Annotated in this window: 17 protein-coding genes; 2 read left to right on the top strand and 15 right to left on the bottom strand. The window is 48.7% G+C overall.

All coding sequences use genetic code 11. From position 1 onward, the window contains the following. Positions 1 to 295: 295 nt before the first annotated feature. The 7 genes from J0A67_RS20900 to J0A67_RS20870 all read right to left on the bottom strand — a co-directional run bounded on the left by J0A67_RS20900 (position 296) and on the right by J0A67_RS20870 (position 11,813). Positions 296 to 1,473 (bottom strand): IS3 family transposase gene (locus J0A67_RS20900; RefSeq protein ID WP_206571338.1). Its coding sequence is split into 2 segments (ribosomal slippage): positions 296 to 1,200 and positions 1,200 to 1,473, totalling 1,179 coding nucleotides; the frame shifts between segments, so codons are not numbered across the junction. A 156-nt stretch (positions 1,474 to 1,629) separates the two neighbouring features. Further along, positions 1,630 to 2,787: an efflux RND transporter periplasmic adaptor subunit gene (locus J0A67_RS20895; RefSeq protein ID WP_206571337.1), complete on the bottom strand. Its 1,158-nt coding sequence runs from the start codon at positions 2,785 to 2,787 to the stop codon at positions 1,630 to 1,632. Then, entirely contained in the window at positions 2,787 to 7,109 is a 4,323-nt protein-coding gene (locus J0A67_RS20890) for a CusA/CzcA family heavy metal efflux RND transporter (RefSeq protein WP_206571336.1), read from the bottom strand. Before J0A67_RS20890 ends, J0A67_RS20895 begins: the two co-directional genes overlap by 1 nt. Before the next feature lie 72 nt (positions 7,110 to 7,181). Then, positions 7,182 to 8,561, bottom strand: a complete 1,380-nt coding sequence (locus J0A67_RS20885; protein WP_206571335.1) for a sensor histidine kinase — start codon at positions 8,559 to 8,561, stop codon at positions 7,182 to 7,184. Between the two features lie 85 nt (positions 8,562 to 8,646). Continuing rightward, the gene (locus J0A67_RS20880; RefSeq protein ID WP_206571334.1) at positions 8,647 to 9,315 is read right to left on the bottom strand and encodes a response regulator transcription factor; all 669 of its coding nucleotides are present in this window, start codon (positions 9,313 to 9,315) and stop codon (positions 8,647 to 8,649) included. Positions 9,316 to 9,393: 78 nt separating this feature from the next. Next, entirely contained in the window at positions 9,394 to 10,506 is a 1,113-nt protein-coding gene (locus tag J0A67_RS20875; protein ID WP_206571333.1) for a glycoside hydrolase family 130 protein, read from the bottom strand. Between the two features lie 80 nt (positions 10,507 to 10,586). Further along, positions 10,587 to 11,813: a PepSY-associated TM helix domain-containing protein gene (locus tag J0A67_RS20870; RefSeq protein WP_206571332.1), complete on the bottom strand. Its 1,227-nt coding sequence runs from the start codon at positions 11,811 to 11,813 to the stop codon at positions 10,587 to 10,589. 244 nt (positions 11,814 to 12,057) lie between these two features. On the opposite strand from J0A67_RS20870, the gene J0A67_RS20865 reads away from it, so the two are divergent. Then, complete coding sequence (locus tag J0A67_RS20865; RefSeq protein WP_206571331.1) at positions 12,058 to 12,834, top strand: DUF6503 family protein; 777 nt, start codon at positions 12,058 to 12,060, stop codon at positions 12,832 to 12,834. Positions 12,835 to 12,838: 4 nt separating this feature from the next. Here J0A67_RS20865 and J0A67_RS20860 read toward each other — a convergent pair whose 3' ends face one another. From J0A67_RS20860 to J0A67_RS20825, 8 genes are all read right to left on the bottom strand, one after another. Further along, the gene (locus tag J0A67_RS20860) at positions 12,839 to 13,702 is read right to left on the bottom strand and encodes a transglutaminase family protein (RefSeq protein WP_206571330.1); all 864 of its coding nucleotides are present in this window, start codon (positions 13,700 to 13,702) and stop codon (positions 12,839 to 12,841) included. A gap of 250 nt (positions 13,703 to 13,952) precedes the next feature. After that, a complete protein-coding gene (locus J0A67_RS20855) occupies positions 13,953 to 14,945 on the bottom strand; it encodes an alpha-E domain-containing protein (RefSeq protein WP_206571329.1) in 993 nt (330 codons plus the stop codon). An 11-nt stretch (positions 14,946 to 14,956) separates the two neighbouring features. Then, on the bottom strand, positions 14,957 to 16,384 hold the full coding sequence (locus J0A67_RS20850; RefSeq protein WP_206571328.1) for a circularly permuted type 2 ATP-grasp protein: 1,428 nt from the start codon (positions 16,382 to 16,384) through the stop codon (positions 14,957 to 14,959). Positions 16,385 to 16,542: 158 nt separating this feature from the next. Further along, positions 16,543 to 18,006 carry a potassium/proton antiporter gene (locus tag J0A67_RS20845; RefSeq protein WP_206571327.1) on the bottom strand — a complete coding sequence of 488 codons (1,464 nt, stop codon included), beginning with the start codon at positions 18,004 to 18,006 and terminating at the stop codon, positions 16,543 to 16,545. A 217-nt stretch (positions 18,007 to 18,223) separates the two neighbouring features. Next, a complete protein-coding gene (gene metG, locus J0A67_RS20840) occupies positions 18,224 to 20,284 on the bottom strand; it encodes a methionine--tRNA ligase (protein WP_206571326.1) in 2,061 nt (686 codons plus the stop codon). 69 nt (positions 20,285 to 20,353) lie between these two features. Further along, positions 20,354 to 20,935: a GrpB family protein gene (locus J0A67_RS20835; RefSeq protein WP_206571325.1), complete on the bottom strand. Its 582-nt coding sequence runs from the start codon at positions 20,933 to 20,935 to the stop codon at positions 20,354 to 20,356. A 56-nt stretch (positions 20,936 to 20,991) separates the two neighbouring features. Then, on the bottom strand, positions 20,992 to 21,624 hold the full coding sequence (locus J0A67_RS20830; protein ID WP_206571324.1) for a TetR/AcrR family transcriptional regulator: 633 nt from the start codon (positions 21,622 to 21,624) through the stop codon (positions 20,992 to 20,994). 66 nt (positions 21,625 to 21,690) lie between these two features. After that, on the bottom strand, positions 21,691 to 22,935 hold the full coding sequence (locus tag J0A67_RS20825) for a DUF2264 domain-containing protein (RefSeq protein ID WP_206571323.1): 1,245 nt from the start codon (positions 22,933 to 22,935) through the stop codon (positions 21,691 to 21,693). 212 nt (positions 22,936 to 23,147) lie between these two features. Between J0A67_RS20825 and ligA the strand changes: the two genes are divergently transcribed. After that, the gene (ligA, locus tag J0A67_RS20820; protein WP_206571322.1) at positions 23,148 to 25,613 is read left to right on the top strand and encodes an NAD-dependent DNA ligase LigA; all 2,466 of its coding nucleotides are present in this window, start codon (positions 23,148 to 23,150) and stop codon (positions 25,611 to 25,613) included. Positions 25,614 to 25,691: the final 78 nt, after the last annotated feature.

Raw genomic sequence — 25,691 nt, 5'->3', positions numbered from 1 at the left:
AAACCAAATGATTAGGTGTTTTCATTAAGCAAAGGACACGGCAGCACTATTTCTCCCAATCACGCCTCTTTTCGATTTCTTTTATTTCTCCCGATTTTCGGTCTATCGACAGACCTCGGCCAATGTCGACCCCGTGATTGGTGACAGAGTCAAAGCTTAAGGATTTCCAGACAACGATTTCCCAGCGTAGGGAATCGATAGAAAGGTCTGTTTGAAAGGGAGGCTTCATTCCATAGGCAAGCGCAATTTCTAGCGCGCCGCGCAGTGGATTTGCTACAAAAAACTGGACAATAGGTTAAGCTGCTTTGGATTGGTTTGATTTTTCGAATTGTTCGGGTGTGAGGTAGTCCAGATAGGAATGTTTTCTCTTTTTGTTGTACCAGATTTCGATGAATTCGAAGATCTCTATTCGAGCTTGGTCGTACTGCAGATTCGGGATCTGGTAGATCAATTCTGATTTGAGGATTTTGAAGAAGTTTTCCGCTACGGCATTGTCCCAACAGTTTCCTTTTCTGCTCATGCTTTGAACTATTCGATAGGCTTTGAGCAATTTCCGGAATTCCCCGCAGGCATATTGGACGCCACGATCTGAATGAAAAATCAATTCTTCCGGGTTGACCGGTCGGTTTTGAATAGCCATTTTAAAAGCTGCTACCACCGTTCTGTGAGCTTCCATGGTTCTGCTCATCGACCATCCGATGATCTTTCTGTCATACAGATCCATAACAATAGTCAAGTAGAGCCAGCCCTGGTTGGTTCTCACATAGGTAATGTCAGACACCCACTTCTGGCCAGGTCTAGGGGCTGTAAAATCCCTGTCCAACAGATTGGGAGAGATGGCATGCCCATGATTGGAATCAGTAGTAACCACTTTGAATTTCTTTTGGACGATGCTCCTGATATTCAGCTCCTTCATCAATCTGGCGACTCTGGGGCGAGAGATATAAAATCCCCTGTCCTCGAGTTCTTTTTTAATCTTGGGACTCCCCAGACGAAACTTTGTCAGTCTGTGTACTTCCAGAATGTTGGTGCGCAATTCTTGGTTTTTCAATTCTCTTTCGGAGGGTTTTCTGTTCAGCCAATGGTAATAACCACTTCTAGAAACCTGAAAGACCCGGCACATCTTCTCGACTGCAAATACCTGTTGGTGGTCTTTCATGAACCGGAATATTTGTGGTCGCTCTTGGAGAAGATGCTGACGGCCTTTTTTAGAATGTCCCTTTCGATTTCTGCTTCCTTCAGGGCTTTCTTCAATTGGGCGATTTCCTTTTGTTCAGCAGTCATTATTTGCTTTCCGCTTCCAGCGAAACTGGTATCGCCACTGAATGCAAATTCCCGACTCCAGCGCCGTACCATATCGGAAGGAATACCCAGCTCACGGCTGATTTCATTGGAGGATTTACCACTCTTGTGGAGTTCCACCACCATCAATTTGAAGTCCTTGTCAAAGGATCTTCGTTCTCTTTTTTTCATCGGTTCTAAGTTAAGGGGGCTTAACTTACTGTCCAATCAAATGTAGCAGGTCCAGTAGCTGGCTTTGACTAAACATTGAACACTTGCCTACTGCGACTGAACACCGAGTACTGAATGCCGCCACTGCAAACTGAGACTGAACACTGAACACTTTTTTTAAAGCAAATTAAACCCTCCCTTTACCAACACGACCGTCGATTCATCGACTCCTTTCACAGGCTGGATCGCAGTCTTACCATGACTCTTGGCTCCGGGGGTTACCTTGACTTTTTCCAACTTAAAGCCTTGAGCCATTTTCTCTTTCTGAACTAGGATAAAATAATCTCCATCAACTTCTACCAACGCATTTTCTGGCAGAGCCCAAGACTGCTGGGGATCCAATTGCACCATTGCCTGCACGAAGGTGCCCGGAATCAGACTTTTCTCTTCTTCCTCATTGACCAAGTGCGCATGTACATTGATCTGCCGTTCCTCGTTGATGGACTGCCCGACGACGTAGATCTGGGCAATCAAATCTTTGTCAGGGGAATCCGGCAGGGAAACTTCCACTTTCTGTCCAGGATGAACTCTTGGAGCGTCCTTTTCAAACAAAAACAATTCGATGTGCAGATGATCCTTGTTTAGCAAGGTCACTGCCTTGCCTGAAGCTGGGAGAAAAGCTCCCGGAACCACATGCACATCTTCCACGAAACCATTGATTGGAGAGCTAACCGGAACCTTGGCCCGGATCGTCTCAGGCGTGAGTTGGTCGGCGTTGATGTTGATCAAGCTGAGCTGCTTTTTTAAACTTTGGCTTTTCGCAAGTGCGCCCTGATAGTCTGCTTCAGCCTTCAGGTAATTCTTTTGCGCAGAAATCTGCTCCCCGTAGAGAGTTCGGTGTCTTTCAAATTCGGCTTTTAAATAAGCCAACTGGCTGCTGGTCTCGAGATAGTCTTGTTGCAATCGGATAAAATCCGGGTTTTCGAGATAGAAAAGCACCTGGCCTTTTCGCACGGCTTGGCCTTCCAGCAGCTTCAGCCCACTCACATAGCCTCCGAAATAGGCGGAAATTTCCTGCATGCCCTCTACTGGAATGCCCACGGTGCCCTGCACGCTGATTTCATTGGAAAAGTCCCCTTGTGTGGGATTCCCCCACTCCATCTCCATGGTACTAAACTGCTCTGCAGTGAGAAAAATCTCCGTAGAGCCCTCGGGCGCTTTCGCTACTTCAATGCTTTCGGCAGCAGTGTTTGCGTCTTTGCCACAGCCGGAAAATGCCCCGGTCAAAACAGCAAAGGCACCGATTAAGATATACTTGGACTGAATAGATTTCATCAGTTGTTCAGATAAATAAGTTCTAATTGATTGAGTTGGTAGTCCAGCTTGGTCTGCAAGTAGTGCAGGGTGATATTTCTGGAGTTTTCGATAAGTTGGACGTATTGGAGAAAATCAATATCGCCTTCCGCAAAAGAGCGGATCGCCTGCTCCCGCATCAGTTTAGCCAGCTCCTCCCCTTCGGATTCGTAGTATTCGATCACTTCCCGATCCTGAGCTAAGACGCTTTGAATCTTGGCATAGTTGGTTTGGAGTTGCTGCTTATAGGCTTCGGACTGGAGTAGGATCTGCTCCTGTTGGATCTTGCCAGCTTTGACTTTCGCCGACTGGGAGCCAAAAAACAGCGGAACCCCGATACCAGCCTGGAATCCCGGATAGACCTTTGCATCCTGTCCAGGGTTGGTACCTCGGAAAAGATCCACGTTGACGTCTGGCAGCATCGCGCGGCGATCCACCTTGGTTTGGCTTTCCACCTTTTGGAATTCCGACTCATAGAGCAGCAGTCCGGGGTGGCTTTCCAGATCTACTTGACTTTCAAAAGAAATTTCCTCGGTACTCAACTCCAGCTCTCCCTCGATATTCAACAGCTGTTTGAGTCGATCCATAGAGATTTGGTAGTTTCTCGACGCTTCTGCCATCTTCAGGCTGATCTCCTTTCTCTTGCTATCAGCGGTGAGTTTTTCCAAAAGATTGGACTCTCCGGTTTCCATTCTTCGCGTAGATGCACGGACAAACTCCCCGTAAAGGCTATCGAGGTAACTATAGTTTTTCTCCAGATTGTCCCAATAAAGTGCCTTGACAAAGGTTTGGCTTACTTCTTTGTTTAGCGTCCTTGTTGCAAGCTCCAACTGAGCGGAACTTTGAAGTTCTCCAGCCTGAAGCACGTCCTTTTGCGCAGAATAGAGCGAGGGAAAATCAAATCGCTGCCTCACTCCCCAAACTCGGTTGTAAATGCCGTTTTCCGCAATGTCGTTTTTGTCTATTCCGTAATAAACCTCGGTCTTGTCGATGTTCCAACCCGAGCGGCTCATCGCAGTGGCCGTTTCCAGGCTTTTTTGTGCGGCTTTGATGCTGATATTTTGCTCCTGGGCTATTTCCAGCGCCTGAGGCAAACTTAGCTTTTGTATGTCATCTTGGGAAAAAGCCGGAAGGCTGAGTACGGTCATCAACACCAAAATAACTGCTGCCGATTTTGGAAACTTATTGTTCCCCTTTTCTCCAGAATTGAAAAGCACATACAAGACCGGAAGGACCACCAGAGTCAAAAGGGTCGCTGAAATCAAACCTCCGACGACGACAGTCGCCAAAGGACGCTGAACTTCTGCTCCGGCCGAGCCTGACACAGCCATAGGCAAAAAGCCCAAAGCAGCAGCCGAGGCAGTGAGCAGTACCGGCCTGAGACGCTCTTTGGCCCCCACGATGACCAACTCACGGATAGAGGTGTATTTGTTTTTCATGGATTTGAAATGTTCTATCATCACAATGCCATTGAGTACCGCAATACCAAAAAGGGCAATGAATCCCACACCTGCGGAAATACTGAAGGGCATATCCCGAATCCACAGCAGCAGCACTCCACCAATCGCCGAAAATGGAATGGCGGTGTAAATCATGAAAGCGTCGCGAGTCGAGGAAAATGCGAAATACAATAAGATAAAGATGAGAATCAGCGCGACCGGCACTGCGATGAGCAATCTGGATCGGGCTTGCTGAAGGTTCTCGAACTGTCCGCCATAGTCTACACGGTAGCCTTCCGGAATGTCGATTTTGGCAACAATTCCTTGGATGTCATCCACCACGGACTGCAAGTCACGGTTTCGCACGTTGACACCGATCACGACTCGACGCTGCGTGTTGTCTCTGGAGATCTTCGCGGGTCCTTTGGTGTAGGTGATTTTTGCTAGTTCACGCAGCGGAACGCTTCCGCCTCCCGGAAGCTGAATAGCCGCATTTTCGAGATGGGATATGTCCTTGCGGAAAGGCTCCGCAAACCGAACAACCAAGTCAAATTGTTTCTCGCCTTCGAAAATAGTCCCGGTACTCATACCTGCGAAACCCAAAGTCACGACCTGATTCAGGTCTTCAACGTTCAAGCCGAATTTTGCGATTTTGGCTCTATCGTAGTCAATCTTCATTTGTGGAAGTCCGTCTACTTTTTCCAGGATAATATCAGCTGCGCCTTCAACTCCTTGAATTGCCGCTTCTATTTCCTGCGCGGTCTTCAACAGCACGTCGAGATCCTCGCCGAAAACTTTGATCGCCAAATCAGCCCTCACGCCAGTGATCAGCTCGTTGAAACGCATCTCGATCGGTTGGGTAAACTCGTAGTCCAAGCCGGGAATTGCCTCCAGCGCCACCTTGAACTTTTCTGCCAATTCATCCTTAGTCTCCACGGTAGTCCATTCAGATGGTGGATGCAATGTCACGATCACGTCACTTTCCTCCATGGACATAGGATCGGTGGGAATCTCCGCCGCGCCAATTCGGGTCACGACTTGCTTCACCTCAGGGAATTTCAAAAGGATCTTCTCCATCTTGGTGATGGTTTCCACGGTGTTAGTCAGCGTCGTCCCGGTTTTCAAGACTGGCTGGATCACAAAATCCCCTTCGTCAAGCGTCGGCACAAACTCAGAACCCATAGTGGAGAAAAGGAGAAAAGTCCCTACAAGGATCGCAGCCGCTCCGCCCAAAACGGCTTTTGAATGCTTCAAAGCCCAATTGATGGTAGGTTCGTAGATCTTGTTGAGAAATCCGATTAGCCTTACAGAGACGTTTTTCGGCCCCGGAGCTTCAGACTTTAGGAAAAGCGAGGAAACTACAGGCACGTAAGTCAATCCCAAAATCATGGCACCGATCAGAGCAAAGCTGAACACCTCGGCCATTGGACGGAACATCTTGCCCTCCACACCGGAAAGTGAAAGAATCGGGATAAACACGATGATGATAATGATCTGCCCAAACACGGCAGAGTGCATCATCTTGGTGGCTCCTTCTAGTGCGATCTTGTCCTTCTCCCCTTGTTTTTCCTTTCGTGAAAGCCCGGCAAAAAGAGCAGAGGATTTGGTAAATCGGAACGCGATGTACTCCACGATAATCACGGCGCCATCGATGATGATCCCGAAATCAATCGCTCCCAAACTCATCAGATTGGCATCGACACCGAAGATGTACATCATCGCCAACGCAAACAGCAAACTCAATGGAATAACCGAAGCGACAACCAGCCCAGAACGGAAATTGCCCAAGAGCAACACCACCACGAACACTACGATGAGACAGCCGAGGATTAGGTTTTCGGCAATGGTAAAGGTTGTTCGCGCGATCAGATCAGAGCGATCCAGAAAGCCGTTGATCACGACGCCTTCTGGAAGGGTATTCTCCATCTCGGCGATGCGCTCTTTGACTCGGTCGATGGTTCTTTTGCCATCCGCACCTTTGAGCATCATGACTTGGCCTAGCACCTTTTCCCCTTCTCCATTCGCAGTGATTGCGCCGAATCGATTCGCATGTCCAAATCGCACTTCGGCAAAATCCCGAATAAACACTGGAGCTCCATTTCGCAGGTCAACTACTATATTTCCGATGTCTTCAAGATTACTTACTAGTCCCTCTCCACGGATGAAAAAGCTTTCGTTGGTCTTTTCGATATAGCTACCACCCGCGATTGAGTTGTTCTTGCTCAGCACTTCGTAGACCGTCGCAAGGTTGATATTCATAGCCTTCAGGCGGTCGGGATTAATCGCCACCTCATATTCTTTGAGATAGCCACCCCAAGTATTGATCTCAACTACACCAGATATGCCGGCCAGCTGACGCCTCACCACCCAATCCTGAATAGTGCGCAGATCCGTGGTCGAGTACTTCCCTTCGTAGCCAGGCTTTACATCGATGATGTATTGGTAAATCTCACCCAAGCCAGTAGAGATAGGTCCCATGAAAGGAGTGCCAAAGCCTTCTGGAATCCGCTCCTGCGCCATGATTAAGCGCTCCGAAATAAGCTGGCGCGGAAGGTAGGTTCCCATCTCTTCCTCAAAAACGATAGTCACCACCGACAAACCGAACTTGGAAACGGAGCGAATCTCCTTTACTCCGGGAAGGTTGGCCATTTCCAGCTCTACTGGATAGGTCAGATACTTCTCCACGTCTTCCGTGGCGAGATTTCGGGACGTTGTGATGACTTGGACCTGGTTGTTGGTCACGTCGGGAACTGCGCCGATCGGGAGATGCGAAAGGGAATAAATCCCAAATCCTATCCAAACGGCGATAAAAATGAAAATGATGAGCTTATGCCCTATACTCCACTGAATGATGCGATCTAGCATGTACCGGCCAAATTTTCGAACGAAGGTCGTGCTTGGACCTTAGGCCAGTCTTAGGCTATTCTTAAGATTTGCTTAAGAATCGGGCAATTCTAGACGAAACGTGCTGCCCTTGCCTTTTTCGCTGGCTACCTTAATCCTGATTCCCGACTCCAGTGCCAGCTTTTTTACGATGGCCAAGCCTAAGCCAGTGCCGGGGACAGATCGGTTGATCGCGTCTTTCTCCCTGAAAAAAGGATCAAAAATTTTTCCCAAATGCTCGGGTGAAATCCCGGAGCCCGCATCGCAAATCTCGATGTACGGAATTGAATTGTGAGTTCCGGTCTTTACCTGTATCTCCTGATCGGTACCGGAATATTTCACAGCGTTCTGAATCAGGTTGCTCAGGATCATTTGCAGGGATTGTTCGTTGGCCTTGACAAAAATCGGCGCACTGGCCTCGCATTGAAAGCTGATCACCCGCTTCTGTTCACTTGCGATCTGGTCGGTTATTTCCTCCAAAAACGTAATCAGCTCCAATTCTTCCTTCACCGAGAACTTGCCTTTCTCTTCCCTGGCCAAAGCCAAAAGCTGATCAATCGTCGCAGACATCCGGTCGATGCTGGAGAAGGCCGATTTGATCTTTTCCACATATTCCTCCGAAGTTCTTGGTTTGCGGATCAGCACTTCTAGCGTGCCGCGCAATACCGAAAGCGGCGTTCGCAGCTCATGAGACGCATCTGACGTAAATTGTTTTTCACGGTTCAAGGACGCTTCTAGACGCTCCAAAAGCTCGTTGATCGAGCGGGTGAGCTGTCCGATTTCATCATTTGGCTCAACGAGTGGAACCCGCTCATTGAGATTGCTTTGGGTGATTCGGTTCGTCTTGCTGATGATCTGGCGGATAGGCTCGATGCTTTTTCCCGCGAGGTATCGCATGGTCAAAAAGAGCGAAAGCAACACCCCTGGATACAGAATGAGCAAGACATTCCTAAGGTTATCGAGCAGTTCCCTCGAATCTTCAAAGGACTTCGCCAACAGCAGGTAGCCCTCATGCTTTCCCGCATTGACCAGGGGGATCTGCATCTGCCGAACCTCGCTGGCTCCAATTCTAAGCGTCCAAGCTTCTTTTCTGGCAGACTTTTCTGGTGAAAAACTAAGGTGATTTGTACGAAGGTTAGGGGATCGGTCCATGGAGTTCCCCTCCAAGTCAACGATCTCGATAAAGATGGGATTAAGCTGGATCTGGCTGTGTTCCATTTCCTGCCATTCATCCTTGTGCAGGAAGCGAATTTCTCCGTTTACCAAAAAAATCTGGTTTCGGTGCTTGTCGGTTTCCAAGCCAAGTTCCCGGTCTATGCTGTTGACCACAGTGACATTGGCTACCAAGTAGATGATCCCAAACACCGCCAAGATGATCAGGGAAGTAACCAGAGTCAGCCGCCCGGCAATGCGCTCCTTGTAAGCCAATTTCATGTGGTCGAGATTTGCTTTTTCTTGCCACATGGAATCTCGCATGATTCGCTATCACCCCTTAGGATCAGTTTAGATCTGCTCGATTTCATAATTCCTTCGCCATATAGCCCACTCCCCGAATCGTCTGGATGTAATCTTCCTCCTTCTTCAGCTGTAGTTTTTTGCGGAGAGAGTTGATAAAGACATCAATCACGCCGGTGTTGTAGTCGAAGTGGATATCCCACACGCTCTCGATAATCCGGGTTCGACGGCAAACTTTGTTCTTGTTCCGCACTAGATATTCCAGCAGCGCAAACTCCTTTTGCGTAAGAGAAATCTCCTCTTCCTCCCTCAGCACCACATGCCTGTCGGGAAAAATACTGATAGGCCCCAAGGTAAGCTTCTCCTCGATCCCCTCTTTTCCCCTGAGTTGTACCCGGATTCTCACCAAAAGCTCCTCGAAATGGAAAGGCTTTTTGATGTAATCATTTGCTCCAGACTGAAGCCCGAAAACCGTCTCATCAAGCGTATCCTTTGCGGTCAAAAAAATAATGGGAGTCTGCGGAAAGTCCCGACGAAACTGTCGTGTCAGCTCTATCCCGCTTATTCCAGGAAGCATCCAATCCAATAGCAGTAGGTCGTAATTTCCCGAAAGTGCCAGATTCAGCCCATCCTTTCCATTGTCTGCAACATCGACTGCAAAGGATTCTTCCTCCAAGCCTTGCTTGAGAAAATTGGAAATTCCGGACTCATCTTCTACTACCAGGATTCGCATCAGGATGGACTAAAGCCACAAAATTTAAAAATTAGATCGGATAACTGGGATCTGCTTCCTTAAGATTCACTTAACTTTTCACTTCATGGTCGCGCTCACGACTCCCACCATACTGTCAGCGGTGCCGTAGTACAGCAGCCACTTTCCCCGAAAATAAACCAAGCCTTCTAGAAAGGTGGTTCCCTCGGGATATTGTCCAGACTTCTCAAACGGCAATTCCGGCTGGATAAAAGGCTCCTCTGCGCGATCAAGAAGTTTCCAAGGTTCATTCACATCAAAAAGTGCTTGCCCACCGGTGTAAACACGGTTTCCAAGGTCTTTTACTCCGACCTGTTGGGAGTTCCCAGCATTGTAGAGCACAACAATTCCTTCTTTGGTCAGCACAGGCGGAGGTCCGGCCTCGACTAGCCAGGAATCAAAAAAGCCGGGACGCGGACTAAGCACTGCCACGCGGTTTCCCTCATGGTTTTCGACCGGAACCCAATTCACCAAATCAACCGAAGTCGCCAACCAAATATGGGGGACTCCATAGTACATCCAGTACTTCCCCTCGATTTTCGCCGCCATCAGCTTACCATCTTTCAATTCAGTCACGATAGCCCCGGACTTGGACTCGACATTGTGGTACTTGCCCTCTTTCCAGTTTTTGAAAATCGGCCCATGCTTTTGCCAGGTTCTCAAGTCTCTTGACGTAGCTACAGCTAAGCGGGGCACTTCCCTATTCCATTGGGTATAGGTCAATACATAAAGCCCTTCCTCCGTCTCGACAATCCTGGGGTCCTCCGTACCGCCTGTCCATTCAAACTCTTTTTGGGAATCTGGGCCCGGAAAGAATATCGGAGCTTTTCCCCTTGAAAATGAAAAACCGTCTGCTGAAGTCGCCAAACCCAAGCGCGAAGTATGGCCGCCAATTTCCCTTTCCCCCAACTTCTCTTCCGCCCGATAGATTACCTGCACCTCGCCGTTGCGGACGATCGCGGCAGGATTGAAAGTAGCCATGGACTCCCATCGGACGGTTTTGCCGCTCATGGGATCCAAAAACTCGGAATCCGGAAGTGGAGAAATAATTGGCTGGGCATTTTCGGGTCGCTCAAACGGTCCAAGCATCCAAGCTTTGCTCTGTGCGGATGCAGACCATGACAAAGCCAAAACCAGCCCTGCAGCCAAAAATAGATTCAGATTTGCTCTCATAGCCTGTAAAATACAGCTAAGCGATCATTCATTCATGGAAAAATGAAAAAAGCGGGCGAAGCACCCGCTTTTGATAAAAATCAGGCCATCTCGACCTGGGTATTTTTGGACTGTTTGGGTCTAGTTGTTTTTTTCTTTTTCTGCTTGTTCCACCAGATCAGCGTTCCGGTGATCGGAAGTGAGGTCGCGATCAGACAAGCTACAAACCAAAGAAACTTGGTAAACTGGCCAAAGATTTCGCCGGTATGAAGTGATTTGACAGAGCGGCCAATTTGCTGGCGGACCGAAAGATCCGAAAACAGTTTAGCTTCTTTCACTTCCAAGCTGGCGGGATCCAAAGTCAGTTGGTCCGATCCAGCTTTTGCGAAAAATCCGGTTCGGGACTTGCTGACGGAGATATCACCCTTGGGTTTGCTGGGCAGAGAAATTCTCAGGTTTCCCTCATAGGCAAGGGTGGCATTGCTTGCTGCGACAATTTCCTCAAAGGAAGCTGGCGCTTTTTCTTCCACTACTTCCTCAGACTTTTTCTCGTCACCTCCTCGTGCCTCAGGTTTTGCTCCACCATTAGCAGACTGGGCCTGATAGATATCCCAAGTCTTTTGCCAGCCGGTGCGATACCATTCGTAGGACCAGAATGGCCCGGTGACCGCCATCAGGAAGAGTATGATCAGGGAGTAAAACGCCAGCGTGTTGTGAAGGTCATGGTTGACGCGCTTCCAATTGGCCGACCACTTGATCTTTAGGCCTTGCTTCCAGTTTTTCAACTTTTGTGGAAACCAGATGAACATCCCGGTAAAGACTCCAAGCAGGAAAAGCAAGGTGGCTACTCCGTTGATGAAGCGTCCCAAGTCCCGGTTGCCCATGGACTCTAGCATAGGCTCCTCTATCCTGTCGAGCAGCAACCAGCGGTGGAGCGAAAACATATAGCCCATAAACTCTTCGGCAGAGGTTTTTTCGCTATTGTCTGCGAGTATTTCTGCGGTGTAGGGATTCACGTAGTAGGTCGTCGGACGCTCTTCGCCTTCCTTTTTCACCTGAAACTGCACAGTTCTGTTTTCACCCCCGTACACATTTGCCCCAACGACCTCTCCCGACAATGTGGCTTCCACCTCACTTCTCAGCCCATCCAAGGTCATCTTTTGACCCGACGCTTCTACGAAATAGCGTTCTGAGTCTGCAAATTCCCGTATTTCAGTATTGTAAACATAAATGGTTCCACTGAGGCAGACGGCGATTACGATTAGTCCACAAGTCAGGCCTGCATAGAGGTGAATGTCAACAAGAAACTTCCGGATGGATTTCCACATAACGTGCTAATTGTTAATTGGAACAAATCTAAAGAAGTGTTTTTATTTATTTAGATTCGATCTAATAAAAAATTCGATTCCTGTTGAAAATCAGTGAAAACCGAGCCTGGCACCTTTCAAATCCAAGCCTGAATTAGACCGGAGCTGAAATGGACAACCCATATGCAAAGACAGTCTCTAAGAATGACAGTTTGACTTCTGGCACATTTGATCCCTTTTGGTAACTTATCGCCAAAATCGCCCCATGAAAATCTCCCAATCTATCCTTCTGCTCACGCTACTCAGTTTGATTTTTGCCTGCGGACAAAAGAGTTCCGCCCCGGATGCCCGATTGAACCAGCCAGAAGAGTTTAAAAAACTCCTGGATGCCCATGGAAATTGGGAAAAATGGATTGACGGCCGAGCGTTTTCATTTGCGATGGTTCATGAGACCAACCTTGCCTGGGAGAACCACTACATTGATCTGGTCTCGCGCAAGGTCCGAATTGACGCGGATACTTGGCAGATTGGAAACGATGGAGAAAAAGTATGGATCAGTCCCAATCGACAGGCTTTTCAGGGAAGTTCGGTGAGGTTTTACCACAACCTGTACTTCTACTTTTTCTCTATCCCCTACATCTTTACCGATCCGGGTGTAAAAGTGGAAAAAACGGAAAACAAGCTGGTCAATGGGCAGTCTTATGAAGCTTTCCAGGTGAGTTTTGCAGAAAACGTCGGCGACAGTCCAAAGGACACTTATTTTATGCTGGTCGACCCCGAGACCGGCAGGCTGGCATGGCTGCTTTACACGGTTACCTTTTTTGACAAAGCCAATACCAAAACAAACGCTCTAAAATACGAGGACTACAGGGATGCGGGCGGTTTGGTATTCCCTAGGGTCTTGACCGGCTACCAGTACGAAAACGACTCCACCAAGCGCATCAGTTATCAGGTGAGTTTCTCCGACGTCATCTTGGTGGATGAGCCTATGGAAGACGAGCTTTTCTCCATGCCAGAAAAGAATGCGGTAGTAGCCAACTAAGACGCTACTTTCCCTGATGGAGCAATTTCATCTCCACATGGGTCTTCAGCGCAGAGTCGGAGTCACCCAGAAAAGTACCCTGCACAGGCATCGCGCGTGCCGGATCAGGGTGTGACGCAAGCGGTATATAGCGATGGTCGGTAAACAAACCCACACTTGGGTCCATTCCTACCCAGCCCGCACCTGGCAGAAACACTTCTAGCCAGGCGTGGAGCTCATGGCCCTCAGCCAAATCCGGATTGAAGGCGTAGCCGCTGACGAAGCGAGTGGCAAGGCCCAATCCCCTGAGCATCTCCATCTGCATCACCGCGAGATCCCGGCAAGAACCCCGCTCCTGCGAAAAAGTATAGTCCGATGCCCAAATGTTTTGCTCGATACGGTGGATATGCTTCCAGCCTTCACTGATCGTTTTCGTGACATTGACCAAAAAATCTACGAGACCCTCAGACCGGTGTTTAATTTTCAAGAGAAACTCGTCGAATGGGCCAGTTCTCTTGTCGGAGATAAAAGGGATCAAAAAGGCCGTCTTTTCCTCGTAGTCAAACTGGAAGTCGGCATGGTTCCATCCCCTTTCTTCAAATTCCCTATCGAGGATAAACCCAAAAGGATTAAAATTCTGAAGCTTGAATATCCAGTCCCCACTGATGTGCAGGGAAGCTGTTTGCCCCGTAAACCAGCATTGCTTATACCAGTTGCCCGCCAAATCTTGGCGGAAATTGTCTCCATCGGGCTGAGGACAAACTTGAAACTTTTGAAATTCTATCCTGAAATATGGACGATATTGTGGGATCAGGTACAACTTATGGATTCCGAGGAACACCTCAGAGTTATACTCATATCGCGACTGATGACTAACCTGAATCAGCATTTAACAAAAAACCCAGTAAGCAAACCAATTTCCTTATAGTAACCGTGCGGGTCTTCTTTCAGATTACTGGTGAGTGAAGCCCCTATTTTGCCATGGCAAGAAACGTACGACGTCTCCACCTGTCGCAAAGACTTCTTTTTGACGGGTGGATTTCGCCTTCTCTGATCCGATTTACTTGCTTCGGCAGACACTATCATTGGACATGGGAGCGCCAAAGCTGGATTTTTAAAGTCGGACTTGCAAGAGGAGTTCATGACTGGGATTGTGACTGGGAAGCGGGTTCGAAAACAAAGACCTCCTTTGCCCGAAAATAATTGATATCTATCTGGTCGGAAATATGGTTAATTTTTATCTGAATTGTATCGAGGTATTCATGGAGGCCGACAGAAATAATATCATCGATCTCCGAATACTCCAAACGAGAACGCATTTCCCCAATTGCCTTTTCGGCGGAGTTTTTGAATCCATCTGAGGTATTGCCGGAGATGCAGTGGAGGCATCGCTCAGCTTCCTTGAGACAATAGAAGATGGATCTCGGAAAGTACTTGTTAAGCAGCATAAACTCCACCACCCCCGACGGGTCGATATTGCCGTAAAGGCGGCGATAGGTATTGAATCCTGTGACTGATTTAAGCAACGCCATCCAATGGAGGAAATCCAGGGGCGAGCCCACTTCATAGGTCGAGGGAAGAAGGATGTGGTATTTCACGTCCAAAATCCTGGACGTTTTGTCCGCGCGCTCCAGTAACTGACCTAACTGTCGAAAATACCAGCCCTCTGTCCTCGCTACCGTGGAGTCAGCAAGCCCATAGAGAAGGAGAATTTGATTTTTCACATTTTCAAAAAACGCTCTGGGGTCTTCCTTCTTCCAGACTTTCTTATCAAATCCTTCCTTCAGCATGTAGTAAAGTTCATTGACTTTCTCCCAGGTCTCCTTACTGAGATTTTCGCGGATTATCCTGGCGTTTTCACGCGCTTTGGTTACCGAGCAAAGCATGGAATTTGGGTTGTCCGGATCGAAGGTCAAAAAGTACATCACTTGGTGCCTTTCAAAGCCTTCATTCTTCTTTTGATAGAGATCCCAGTCTCCCGTGGCAGCCACCAATGGGGCCCATTGCTCCTTCATGTCCATGGGGAGATCCTGCATCAGGTTGAAATTGACATCAATGAACCTGGCATAATTCTCCGCTCTTTCCAAATATCTTCCCAGCCAATAGATGTGGCTTGCTACTCTGCTCAGCATAGTGTTTCAGTTTAATTGTACAGAACCCAAGTATCTTTACTTCCACCTCCCTGGGAGCTATTTACCACCAGCGAACCTTTTTTCAGGGCAACCCTAGTCAATGCGCCGGGAATCACTTCGATTTCTTTGCCATAGAGAATGTACGGTCTCAAATCCACATGCCGTCCGACTATCCCTTCGTCAGTGAGGCAGGGAACGGTGGACAGTGACAAGGTAGGCTGCGCGATATAGTTTTCGGGCTTACTCTTGATCAGTTGACGAAACTTATCATGGTCTTCCTTGCCGGACTTGGGCCCGATCAGCATGCCATAGCCTCCAGCGGCGTTGGTTTCTTTCACCACCAACTCGTCAATATTGTCCAACACATACTTTCTATCCTCATCTTCCCGGCAGAGATAAGTTGGCACGTTGTTTAATATCGGATCTTCATCGAGATAGTATTTGATGATCCTGGGCACATAGGCATACACGGCTTTGTCGTCGGCAACTCCGGTACCTGGAGCGTTGGCGAGGGCCACATTGTCGGCTTTGTACGCATCAAATATCCCGGCTACGCCCAACATAGATTCTGGGTTGAAAGTCAGCGGATCCAAAAAGGAATCGTCAATCCTGCGGTAGATCACATCGATCTGCTGCAGCCCCTTTGTCGTCTGCATGTACGCTTTCTTGTTTCTAACGATGAGATCCACGCCATTGACCAACTCCACCCCCATCTGCAGCGCAAGATAGGAATGCTCAAAGTAGGCCGAATTGTAGATTCCCGGGGTCAACACTCCCACTACCGGCTTGGGCTTGTTTGACAGGTATTGCAGCATCCGCAAAAGCTTGGTTGGATAGTCGGATACGGGCATCACTCCCTCGTCGTTGAAAAGCTGGGGATAGGCGCGCTTGATGATTTCCCTGCTTTCCAGCATATAACTGACCCCCGATGGGCAGCGAAGATTATCCTCCAGGATGTAGTACTCTCCGTTTTTGTCTCGGACAAGGTCTGTACCAGTGATATGGCACCAGATTCCCTTGGGAGGAGTGAGTCCAATACAGGGCTTCAGGTAGTCCTTGGAACCGAGGATCAAGTCGGAGGGCACGATTTTATCCTTGAGGATCTTCTGCTCATTATAGATGTCCTGCAGAAAAAGATTGAGCGCATAGATCCTTTGCTTCAGTCCACTTTCGAGTTTCTTCCACTCAGAATTGGGGATAATCCTCGGAATGATGTCCAAGTGAAGGATTTTTTCCAATCCCTGGTTATCATGGTAGACGTTGAAGGTCATACCCATGGATTTCTGGGTTTTGTTTGCCGAAAACTGGAGCTGGTTCATCTTCTTCGACGAAGCCTTACTTAGATAGTTATGAAATTCCCGATAGTGGTTCCTGACGCTTCCTTCAGGGGTGAACATTTCATCATAGTGTTCGTTGCTGGCGTATCCTTCGGTTTTCATAGGTTGAAAATTGAATTGTACAGTAAGATAAAAAAGAAACGCCAAAATCAAATATTTTCAAAAAAAACTCACTTTTCTACGCGATTTTCAACCTGAAAAATATATTGAGTGATTTTTTCATAAAAAATCAGCCAAAAACTACCCCAAAATGCAATTTATCATTCTATCCCGAGTGCATTTCGCACGAGGGATTCTTCAGAGCCCGAATTGATCATCACCATGAGCTTGTCGCCGGATTTGAGCTCCGTTGCTCCATTGGGAGTGATGAACTTGTTGTTTCTGTTGACCAAGACGATCAGGGAAGTCTTGGGGAAATTCAGTTCCAGAATCTGTTTGCCATGCACTGGAGATTCCTGCGGTAGGACGACCTCGACAAGCGCATTTTTAAAATCGTCCGAAAGCTCCAAATCAAGCAGGCTTTTTCTTTTCAGCCCCTCAGGAACCGCGAGATGGAGCCACTTTGCAACTTTCGCGAGCGTAGTAGCCTGTAGGGCAACTGAAGCTATGACAATAAAAAACACAATGTTGAAAATCAGGTTACTTTGGTCCACCCCCGCGATCAGCGGGAATGTGGCAAAGACGATCGGTACCGCTCCCCTTAGCCCCACCCAGCTCACAAAGAGCTTTTCCCGGTTTTTGTATTTGAAAAAGGAGAGTGAGGCCCAAACTCCCAAAGGCCTGGCGACCAGAATCAAAAACATGGCGATCACAAAACCCACTCCGATCACAGGCCAGACTTGCGTAGGATACACCAATAGCCCCAAGGTCAAGAACATCACAATCTGCATCAGCCAGGCAATCCCATCAAAAAATCGAATAAGGCTTTTGTGGTGGAGCATACGGCTTTGGTTCATCGTGATGGCGCTCAGATAAACCGCCAAAAAGCCGTTACCCCCGATCAGATCGGTGAGGGAATAGACCGAAACCACCAATCCCAACATCAACACAGGATAGAGTCCTTCGTACTCCAAGTGGATTTTGTTGATCAGAAAGACTATCCCTTTTCCCAACAAGAAGCCCGCAGCTGCACCGAATACCATCTGTTTCAAAAACATGGGTACTAGATCCACTGGAGTAAATCCCTCCAGACTCAGCCAGGAGGTCATCCCAATGGTAAGGAAAAAGGCCATGGGATCGTTGCTTCCGGATTCAAATTCCAGCAAGGGCCTAAGGTTCCCCTTCAGCCCTATGCTCTTGCTTCTCAGAATTGAAAAAACTGCAGCTGCATCCGTAGATGACACGATGGCGCCCAACAGCAAGCCTTCTTTCCAAGACAAATCCGCCACCCAACTCGCAAACAATCCAACAGAGACAGCAGTCAGCAAAACACCAAGGGTGGAGAGTACCAATCCGGGTTTCAACACCGGTTTGATGGATTCCCATTTGGTATCCAGCCCACCAGAAAACAAGATATAGGTGAGCGACACAATTCCCAGAAATTGGGTCATCCCAGGGTCGTCAAAAGCAATATTCCCTATACCATCTGTCCCAGCCAGCATCCCTACGCCAAGAAAGAGCAACAGGACTGGAATCCCTGCCCTGCCGGCGGTTTTGCTGGCCAAAATGCTGAAGATCAAGAGCAGTGAGCCTACTAGAAGGACGTTTTCAATGGTGATTTGCACAAAAAGATCAGGGTTAATTCAGTCTACGAAGAAAAGTAGATTGTGAAAAGTTAAAAAATTCAGGGAGAAATTGGTTCCGAAAGGCGACTCCCTCAGCCCAAAAACAACAAGACCTGTCTGGACACAAATCCCGACAGGTCTCTGTTTTATGCTTCTGAACTTGGTAGTCTTCGACTTCGCAACTCTCGTTGCTCAGGTGCCCAGACAGACAATTCCTCTAGGATATCGTAGAACCACTCGCCGATCCCTCATGCGGCACGAGGAGCTTCAGCTTGCCGTCCTTGTCTTCCGCCATCAGGATCATCCCTTCGGAGTCTATGCCCATCATCTTTCTAGGCGCCAAGTTGATCAGCATGGTCACCTGCTTTCCGATCAGGAAATCAGGCTCAAAATGCTCCGCTACACCGCTCAACACCGTTCGGTGACCCAAGCCAATATCGACTTTGAGTTTGAGCAGCTTTTTGGATTTAGGCATTTTTTCAGCTTCGAGGATGGTCACTATTCTCATATCCAACTTCGCAAAATCATCGTAGGCGATGAGCTCCTTCATCGGAGCTACTGGTGCGTTCGCGGCTTCATTCATTTTCTTTGCATCCAAAAGTTTTTGTACTTGTTTTTCCACGGTCTCATCTTCGATTTTCTCAAAGAGTAGGCCCATTTCTCCCAACGAACGGTTGGCTTTGATCAATTCTCCATTCCCGGCTTCCGTCCATTTTCCTGCTTCAATATCGAAGAGGTCAAACAGCTTCTTAGCCGTATGCGGCAAGAATGGCTCTGACACAATCGCTAAGTTGGCGGCGATGTTCAGCGCAATATTCAGGATGGTCTTGGTGCGAGGCTCGTCAGTCTTGATCTCTTTCCAAGGCTCGGTGTCCGCCAGGTATTTGTTGCCCAAGCGGGCCAAGTCCATCACCAAGCCAAGCGCCTCGCGGAATCGGTACCGCTCAATGGATGCGGCAATCCTTTCCGGAAACTCGGCCAATGCTGCCAACACTTCCTCGTCATAGCCTCTAAGCTCACCTCTTTCCGGCACGATGCCCTGAAAGTACTTCTGGGTCAGTACCACAGCCCTATTGACGAAGTTGCCGTAGATCGCGACCAGCTCGGAGTTGTTTCTGCCTTGGAAGTCTTTCCAAGTAAAATCATTGTCCTTGGTCTCGGGCGCATTGGCGGTCAAGACATAGCGCAGTACGTCCTGCTTGCCGGGAAAATCGTCCAAGTACTCATGTAGCCACACCGCCCAGTTGCGGGAGGTGGAGATCTTGTCTCCTTCCAAGTTCAGGAATTCATTGGCGGGAACGTTGTCCGGCAGCACATAGCCCCCGTGTGTTTTCAAAATTGCAGGGAAAATGATGCAGTGGAACACAATGTTATCCTTGCCAATGAAGTGTACCAGCTTCGTCTCCTCATCTTTCCAATAGGGTCGCCAGTCTATGCCTTTCTCGGCTGCCCATTCCTTGGTGGATGAGATGTAGCCAATCGGCGCATCAAACCATACATACAAAACCTTACCCTCGGCTCCTGCGACGGGCACGGGAATTCCCCAATCCAGATCTCGGGTCATGGAGCGCGCCTGCAGTCCGTCACCAGCCTCGAGCCAAGATCGGCATTGCCCTAGCACGTTGTTTTTCCAGTCATCAGCGTGTTCCTCCAGTATCCACTTTTTCAAGTAATTCTGATAACGGGCCAAGTCAAGGAACCAATGTTTGGTCTCTTTCAACACCGGGGTTCTCCCGCTAAGCTTGGATTTTGGATTGATCAGGTCGGTAGGGCTAAGGGAGGTGCCGCACTTTTCACACTGGTCGCCATAGGCGTTTTCGTTGCCACACTTCGGACAAGTGCCTTCAATGTATCGATCTGCCAAAAACTGCTTGGCTTCCTCATCGTAATACTGTTCTGTCGTCTGTTCCAGAAATTCTCCCTTTTCATATAAGTCTTTGAAAAAATCCTGAGCGGTCTCATGGTGGATTTTTGCAGACGTCCTGGAGTAGTGGTCAAAGCTGATTCCAAATGCATCAAAACTTCCCTTCATCATTTGATGGTAGTGATCGACGACTTCCTGCGGGGTTTTACCTTCTTTTTGGGCCTTGATTGTGATGGCCACGCCGTGCTCATCCGATCCGCAAATGTAGGCCACATCCCTTCCTTGGGATCTTAGGTAGCGGACGTAGATATCCGATGGCACATAGCAACCCGCCAGGTGTCCAATATGCAGGGGACCATTGGCATAGGGCAGCGCCGAAGTCACGGTATAGCGTTTGAAATTCTTATTGCTCATTTTTCTGGTAACTTCTTTTTTGCCGAAATGCGGATGTTTTGGAATTTGGGAAACACCGATTTCGGGATTTTAATTTCTATTATTGGATATCGAGTCAAGCGTCCGTCGTATAAATTCCGATTTGGAATTCCGGTAGCCTCCTCGATCGTTTCTGTACTTTATTGCAGCTTCCTTCTTCAAGTTTTCATACGCTCTTGCCTGTTGGGGATTGAATCGCAAAAAATCCCGAAAGGCCAGCTGGTTAACCATGAAATTGTCCGCTGGACACATGTGGATGTGAAAGATCTGCTCCTTTTCTCCTGAAAGATTGTAGCCCTTGCCAAACGACATATAAGCTTCGATATCCTCCATTGCGGGGACCAGGAAATAAGTGTAGCCCAAACCTTCCATCGCCTCGATTAGCTCTTCGTTGAAAAGCAAGGTTTTAGGAATTACAACCAGCAGATCGATATAAGGCTTTGCTTTGATACCGGGTATCGAAGTGCTTCCGACATGCTCGATAAGCTCAGGGGAGAACCTCTCAATCCCGGAAAGGATGAGCGCCTTTTCTTTTTCGAAAATATTCCCCCATTCCGGATTATGATCCTCCAGGTGGATGGGAAAGAGGCGATTCCAGTCATCCTTTTTCAGCTCGTACAAGGGATTGCTCATCTACTCTATCTGGTAAAAACCGAGGCCAAAGATAGGAAAATCAGCCAAAGCCCTGTCTAGGCATTCTGAAATTCGTTGCGCGCTTCTTCCGTCAAAATCCCATTGTAGATGATGCCAATCGCTTGTTCAAAGGCATCGGAGGGTCGCATTTTGGCTCCCTTTTGTATTGCCTCTGGAAACTGCCCCAAAAACTTCGGATCCCAAAGCGACTGTACAGCAGCGGCATAAAGCATCACCACGAGACTGACATTGATCCGCGGGTTGATCAGGCCTTGCTTGGTTCCCTCTTCGATGAGTTTTGCAAAGCGCAGGTGCGCGGATTCGTTGATATACTCTCTCAGATCTTGCCATACCTCCGGCGCATGCTCGCGAAGATCCTCGAAAAGCTCAGGATTGATCGGCGCCAGGTAGGTGGCCACGACACTGAGAAAGGAGCGGAGCTTCAGCGGAAAAGCCAAATAGCGGTTGTCAACAATCGCCTCAACCTTGGCGGTCATCTTGGTGCGCAAGAGTTCAAATGCCGCCGAGAGCAATTCCAATTTCCCCGGAAAGTGCTTGTAAAGGGTCTTTTTGCTCATCCCTATTTCCTGGGCGATGTCATCCATGGTGGTATGACGGTATCCCGTTTCCAGGAAGAGACGATAGGCCACTTCGAGAATCTTGCCTTCCGGACTGTTCTTTTTGCTCATACTCAAAAGAATTGAAGGGCAAAGATAAGAAGGCGAGTTCTTACTAGCCTACACCGAGTTCGCCAATCAATTCAAATGCATGGCGTGGTCGGCTGGCAAGTCTCCGCCAGACCATATTTTCTTTGCGGTCCAGTCGGTATCGGGGCTGGTCCAAAAAGGATCATCGTTTGGGAGACCAAGCGGGAGAAAGATTGCTGAGCAGAGGTACAGGCTACCCGTATTGATGTAGTAGTCAGCGAGCTTGGGCTGGTGGCCGGCAAGTCCCAAATTAAGCCATCCCGATTCTGTGAAGGTATTTGGCGCTCCCAGCGTGCGCTCGATCACTGCAGTGAGCGCTCCCCTTACCTGAGACGGATTCAGACTTTCCGGCAGTCTTCGGAGCAATGCCATGTTGGCCAGATGGTGAAAAGCTCCCCCGCGATAGACAATCGAGCGGCCGATGACGGGGAAGCTCCCGTCGGAATTGATGCTTCTCTCCTGAATTTCCGCATAGCGCGCCGTGATTTTCAACAGATCCTCTTCAATCCAATTGTAAGCTTTGTCCTTCTCTTTGACCGCATCGAAAATATCCACCAAATAGGGCTGTATCACATAGCTATTATAGAAATCCATGTTGAAGCTGTTGCCGTCAGAAAACATTCCATCTCCAGTGTACCACTGCCTGCCAAAAGTTTTGAAGCCATAATCCAAGCGAACTCGGTCATATTCGTAGCCATACTTGCAGAAAAAGGCCTCCACCATTCCTGTGAACAAGAGCCAGTTGGAATAAGACGGGATGGTTTTCCTTGATTTCAGGAGTGCATCTACGACCTGCTGCTGGACTTTCGGGGAGAGATTTTCCCAGATCCAAGGACTTCGAATCAGTCCCTGCGCAAAAAAGGATGCATCCACCAATGGCTGAAAGCCATCCCAGACCATGTAATCCTTACTTTCGGGATTGACGGCATTTTTTATAGCCTTCAAGGTCCATTCCCTGTATTGGGCTCTCATCTTTTGCTCGCGCTCCGAACCTCCCTCTCCATTGAGCCAAGGAGCGATGCCGCAGAGTGTGCGGCCAAAAGCTTCCAAATAGGCGACTTTGGTGCGAGTCTTTTTATCGTCGATCGTAGGGGCCAAGGCTATCGGCATCACTTCCTTGAGCCTGTCCTCCGCGAGATTGGATATAACGGGACCGGCCACGCGATCGAGATAATCCAGCCATAGTTCGCGCGTCGAAGATCCGGGCTGCGCGGACAGCGATACGCTCTGGAGAAAGCAAAGCAGAACAAAAAGAAAAACAAACCAGCGATTGGAAACTATCAACTTAATCATATCGACTTAACTATTCAAGATTTGGACGAAAATCACACATGTAGTGCAATTGACCTAATATTTTTCAAAAAATCGGTGCATTCAAAATAGGGCTGTAGGCGATCCCATTTTTTTTGCAATCTGTTTCAGGTCAATTTTCGATTTTTTTGACCATTCAATTTTCGGTTTTCCCTTTCCTTGTAATTTTAGCAATTCATTTTTAGCCCAAATCCATGACCCACGCCGAAGCTGCCAGCCGCATTGCCAAACTCTCCGAGCAGATCAATCGCTACAATCATCTATACTACCAGGAAAGCAAAAGCGAGATCTCCGACTTCGAATTTGACCAGTTGCTTGAGGAATTGGTACGCCTGGAAACCGAGTTTCCTGATTTGCTTCAATCAGACAGCCCCAGCCAGCGCGTGGGAGGTGCGATTACCAAGGAGTTTCAAACCGTAGAGCACCAATACCGCATGCTTTCCCTAGGCAACACCTATTCCAAGGAGGAATTGCTTGCCTTTGACGAACGGGTGGCCAAAGGCTTGGGTCACGCTGCCTACGAATACTTCTGCGAGATGAAGTTTGACGGGGTCGCGATTTCATTGGTCTATGAGAATGGTCAGCTTGTCCGCGCCGTCACTCGCGGCGATGGCACTCGGGGAGACGACGTCACCGCCAACGTACGCACGATCCGGAATATTCCCCTCCGCATCCATGGAGCCAATGTCCCAGAGAGGTTTGAAGTACGAGGGGAGATTTTTCTGCCGCTGAGGGAATTCCTTAAAATCAACGCTGAGCGGGAGGAAAAAGGCGAGGCACTACTTGCAAATCCTCGAAATGCCGCTTCAGGAACGCTCAAGCTCCAGGATAGCGCCGTTGTAGCCAAGCGTCGCTTAAACTGCTATTTCTATCAGCTTTTGGGAGACAACATAGGGGTGGGCAAGCACGACGAAGCGATTCGGTTGATTGAAAGCTGGGGCTTCAACGTCTCTCCAACTTACTTAAAAGCCGGAAAAATAGAGGAAGTGTTGGCGTACATAGAAGAGTGGCGGGAAAAGCGCTTCTCCCTCCCACTCGACACGGACGGTGTCGTGTTGAAAATCAACGACTATGACCAGCGGGAGGAACTCGGCTTTACGGCCAAGACCCCGCGCTGGGCTATCGCTTATAAGTACAAAGCCGAGAGTGCGGAAACGCAGCTACTTTCCATCACCTACCAGGTCGGACGGACCGGAGCCATCACTCCTGTAGCCAATCTATCGCCAGTCAGCCTCGCGGGCACTACGGTGAAGCGTGCCTCGCTCCACAACGCAAACGAAATCGAACGACTGGACATTCACGAGAACGATTTTGTGTTTGTGGAAAAAGGAGGAGAAATCATCCCCAAAATTACCGCGGTCAACCCAGCACGCAGGGAAGCCGGCGCCGCACCAGTCCGATACATCGATACTTGCCCAGAATGTGGAACCGCCTTGATTCGCAAAGAAGGCGAAGCCAAGCATTATTGCCCCAATGCAGCAAGCTGCCCGCCCCAAGTATTGGGACGAATCGAGCACTTTGTGAGCAAACGGGCCATGGACATAGACTCCCTCGGCACCGAACGGATCAGGGCGCTGATCGATCAGGGATTCATTAGCAGCTACGCTGACATCTATGAGCTGGACGGCCGTCAAAGTGAGTTGTTGGGCTTGGAGATGAGCCAGGATCAGTACGAACGCGAGACTACTGGCACGCTCTATATTTCCCTCCAAAAGGCGCTTTTCGCGCTCACCGAAGGAATCTCTTCCAAGCAGATCCAAGATTTTCTGGAAGAAAAAGCAGAGCTTCCAGTCTTCGATACGCTGAGGGCATTTCAGGAACAGACCCGGATCTGGAAAAAGAAAGTCCCTGCCAATACTGGGATGGTAGAGCGACTGATCAGGCAACTCAAAGACCATCCGGAACTGCCCAAAATGGAGGACTTTGTGCCTGTAGCCTTGGTATTGGAGATTTTTTTGGGGAGAAGGGCCGAGTTCGAGCAGATCTTGGAAGCCAGTAAAAAACACGGAACGGTCCATATGATCTTGCTGGAACTGGATCTGGACCTGCCCGATGAATTGAGCGAACGGATTAAAAAACTGAAGTCCAATACCTTTCAGGAAGGCGTGATTTCCAATATGATCGCCGGAATCAACGCTTCCAAACTGCAACCCTTTGAAAAGGTACTTTTTGCGATAGGCATCCGAAATATCGGCGAAAACACCGCCCAGCTACTGGCCAGGCATTTCGGGAATATAGATCAGCTTCGAGAGGCAAGCACAGATCAACTATTGGAAATCAATGGAGTAGGCGAAACACTGGTCCACAGCATTAGGGAGTTTTTCGCCCAAACAGAAAATCTGGATCACATCGCGCGTCTTCGGGCTGCGGGACTGAATTTTGAAGTCGAACAAAAGGAATCCACCCAACGGGGAACAGCATTGGCAGGAAAACGGATTCTGGCCTCTGGCAAACTGCAGAATTTCAAGCGGGACGAGATAGTGGACTTTGTACAGGCTCACGGAGGACAGTACATCTCTTCGGTAGCCAAAAATCTGGACTTTATCATCGAAGGGGAAGACATGGGGCCAAGTAAAAAGGAAAAAGCCCTAAAACTCGGTGTTCCTTTGATTTCTGAGGAGGAATTTATGAAGCTCGTCGGTGCAGCGCCAGCTAGCTAAGGCGAGCTTAGTTCAGTCTCCATTGCTCGGTTCGCACTAATTCACTACAAAGAGCAAACGATTGCTCGGCAGCGCTAT

It is taken from the genome of Algoriphagus aestuariicola (genome assembly GCF_017254835.1).
Lineage (GTDB): Bacteria > Bacteroidota > Bacteroidia > Cytophagales > Cyclobacteriaceae > Algoriphagus > Algoriphagus aestuariicola.
Note: the sequence above shows the minus strand (reverse complement) of the source record. Positions and strands in the feature narration are given on the sequence as shown.

What these genes read in the sequence shown, in the direction of transcription:
- J0A67_RS20860 (WP_206571330.1), bottom strand. Translation starts at nt 13,702, where the DNA reads ATGCTGATTCAGGTTAGTCATCAGTCGCGATATGAGTATAACTCTGAG.
- J0A67_RS20850 (WP_206571328.1), bottom strand. Translation starts at nt 16,384, where the DNA reads ATGAAAACCGAAGGATACGCCAGCAACGAACACTATGATGAAATGTTC.
- J0A67_RS20865 (WP_206571331.1), top strand. Translation starts at nt 12,058, where the DNA reads ATGAAAATCTCCCAATCTATCCTTCTGCTCACGCTACTCAGTTTGATT.
- metG (WP_206571326.1), bottom strand. Translation starts at nt 20,284, where the DNA reads ATGAGCAATAAGAATTTCAAACGCTATACCGTGACTTCGGCGCTGCCC.
- J0A67_RS20835 (WP_206571325.1), bottom strand. Translation starts at nt 20,935, where the DNA reads ATGAGCAATCCCTTGTACGAGCTGAAAAAGGATGACTGGAATCGCCTC.
- J0A67_RS20895 (WP_206571337.1), bottom strand. Translation starts at nt 2,787, where the DNA reads ATGAAATCTATTCAGTCCAAGTATATCTTAATCGGTGCCTTTGCTGTT.
- J0A67_RS20880 (WP_206571334.1), bottom strand. Translation starts at nt 9,315, where the DNA reads ATGCGAATCCTGGTAGTAGAAGATGAGTCCGGAATTTCCAATTTTCTC.
- J0A67_RS20885 (WP_206571335.1), bottom strand. Translation starts at nt 8,561, where the DNA reads ATGAAATTGGCTTACAAGGAGCGCATTGCCGGGCGGCTGACTCTGGTT.
- J0A67_RS20855 (WP_206571329.1), bottom strand. Translation starts at nt 14,945, where the DNA reads ATGCTGAGCAGAGTAGCAAGCCACATCTATTGGCTGGGAAGATATTTG.
- J0A67_RS20870 (WP_206571332.1), bottom strand. Translation starts at nt 11,813, where the DNA reads ATGTGGAAATCCATCCGGAAGTTTCTTGTTGACATTCACCTCTATGCA.
- J0A67_RS20825 (WP_206571323.1), bottom strand. Translation starts at nt 22,935, where the DNA reads ATGATTAAGTTGATAGTTTCCAATCGCTGGTTTGTTTTTCTTTTTGTT.
- J0A67_RS20875 (WP_206571333.1), bottom strand. Translation starts at nt 10,506, where the DNA reads ATGAGAGCAAATCTGAATCTATTTTTGGCTGCAGGGCTGGTTTTGGCT.
- ligA (WP_206571322.1), top strand. Translation starts at nt 23,148, where the DNA reads ATGACCCACGCCGAAGCTGCCAGCCGCATTGCCAAACTCTCCGAGCAG.
- J0A67_RS20890 (WP_206571336.1), bottom strand. Translation starts at nt 7,109, where the DNA reads ATGCTAGATCGCATCATTCAGTGGAGTATAGGGCATAAGCTCATCATT.
- J0A67_RS20830 (WP_206571324.1), bottom strand. Translation starts at nt 21,624, where the DNA reads ATGAGCAAAAAGAACAGTCCGGAAGGCAAGATTCTCGAAGTGGCCTAT.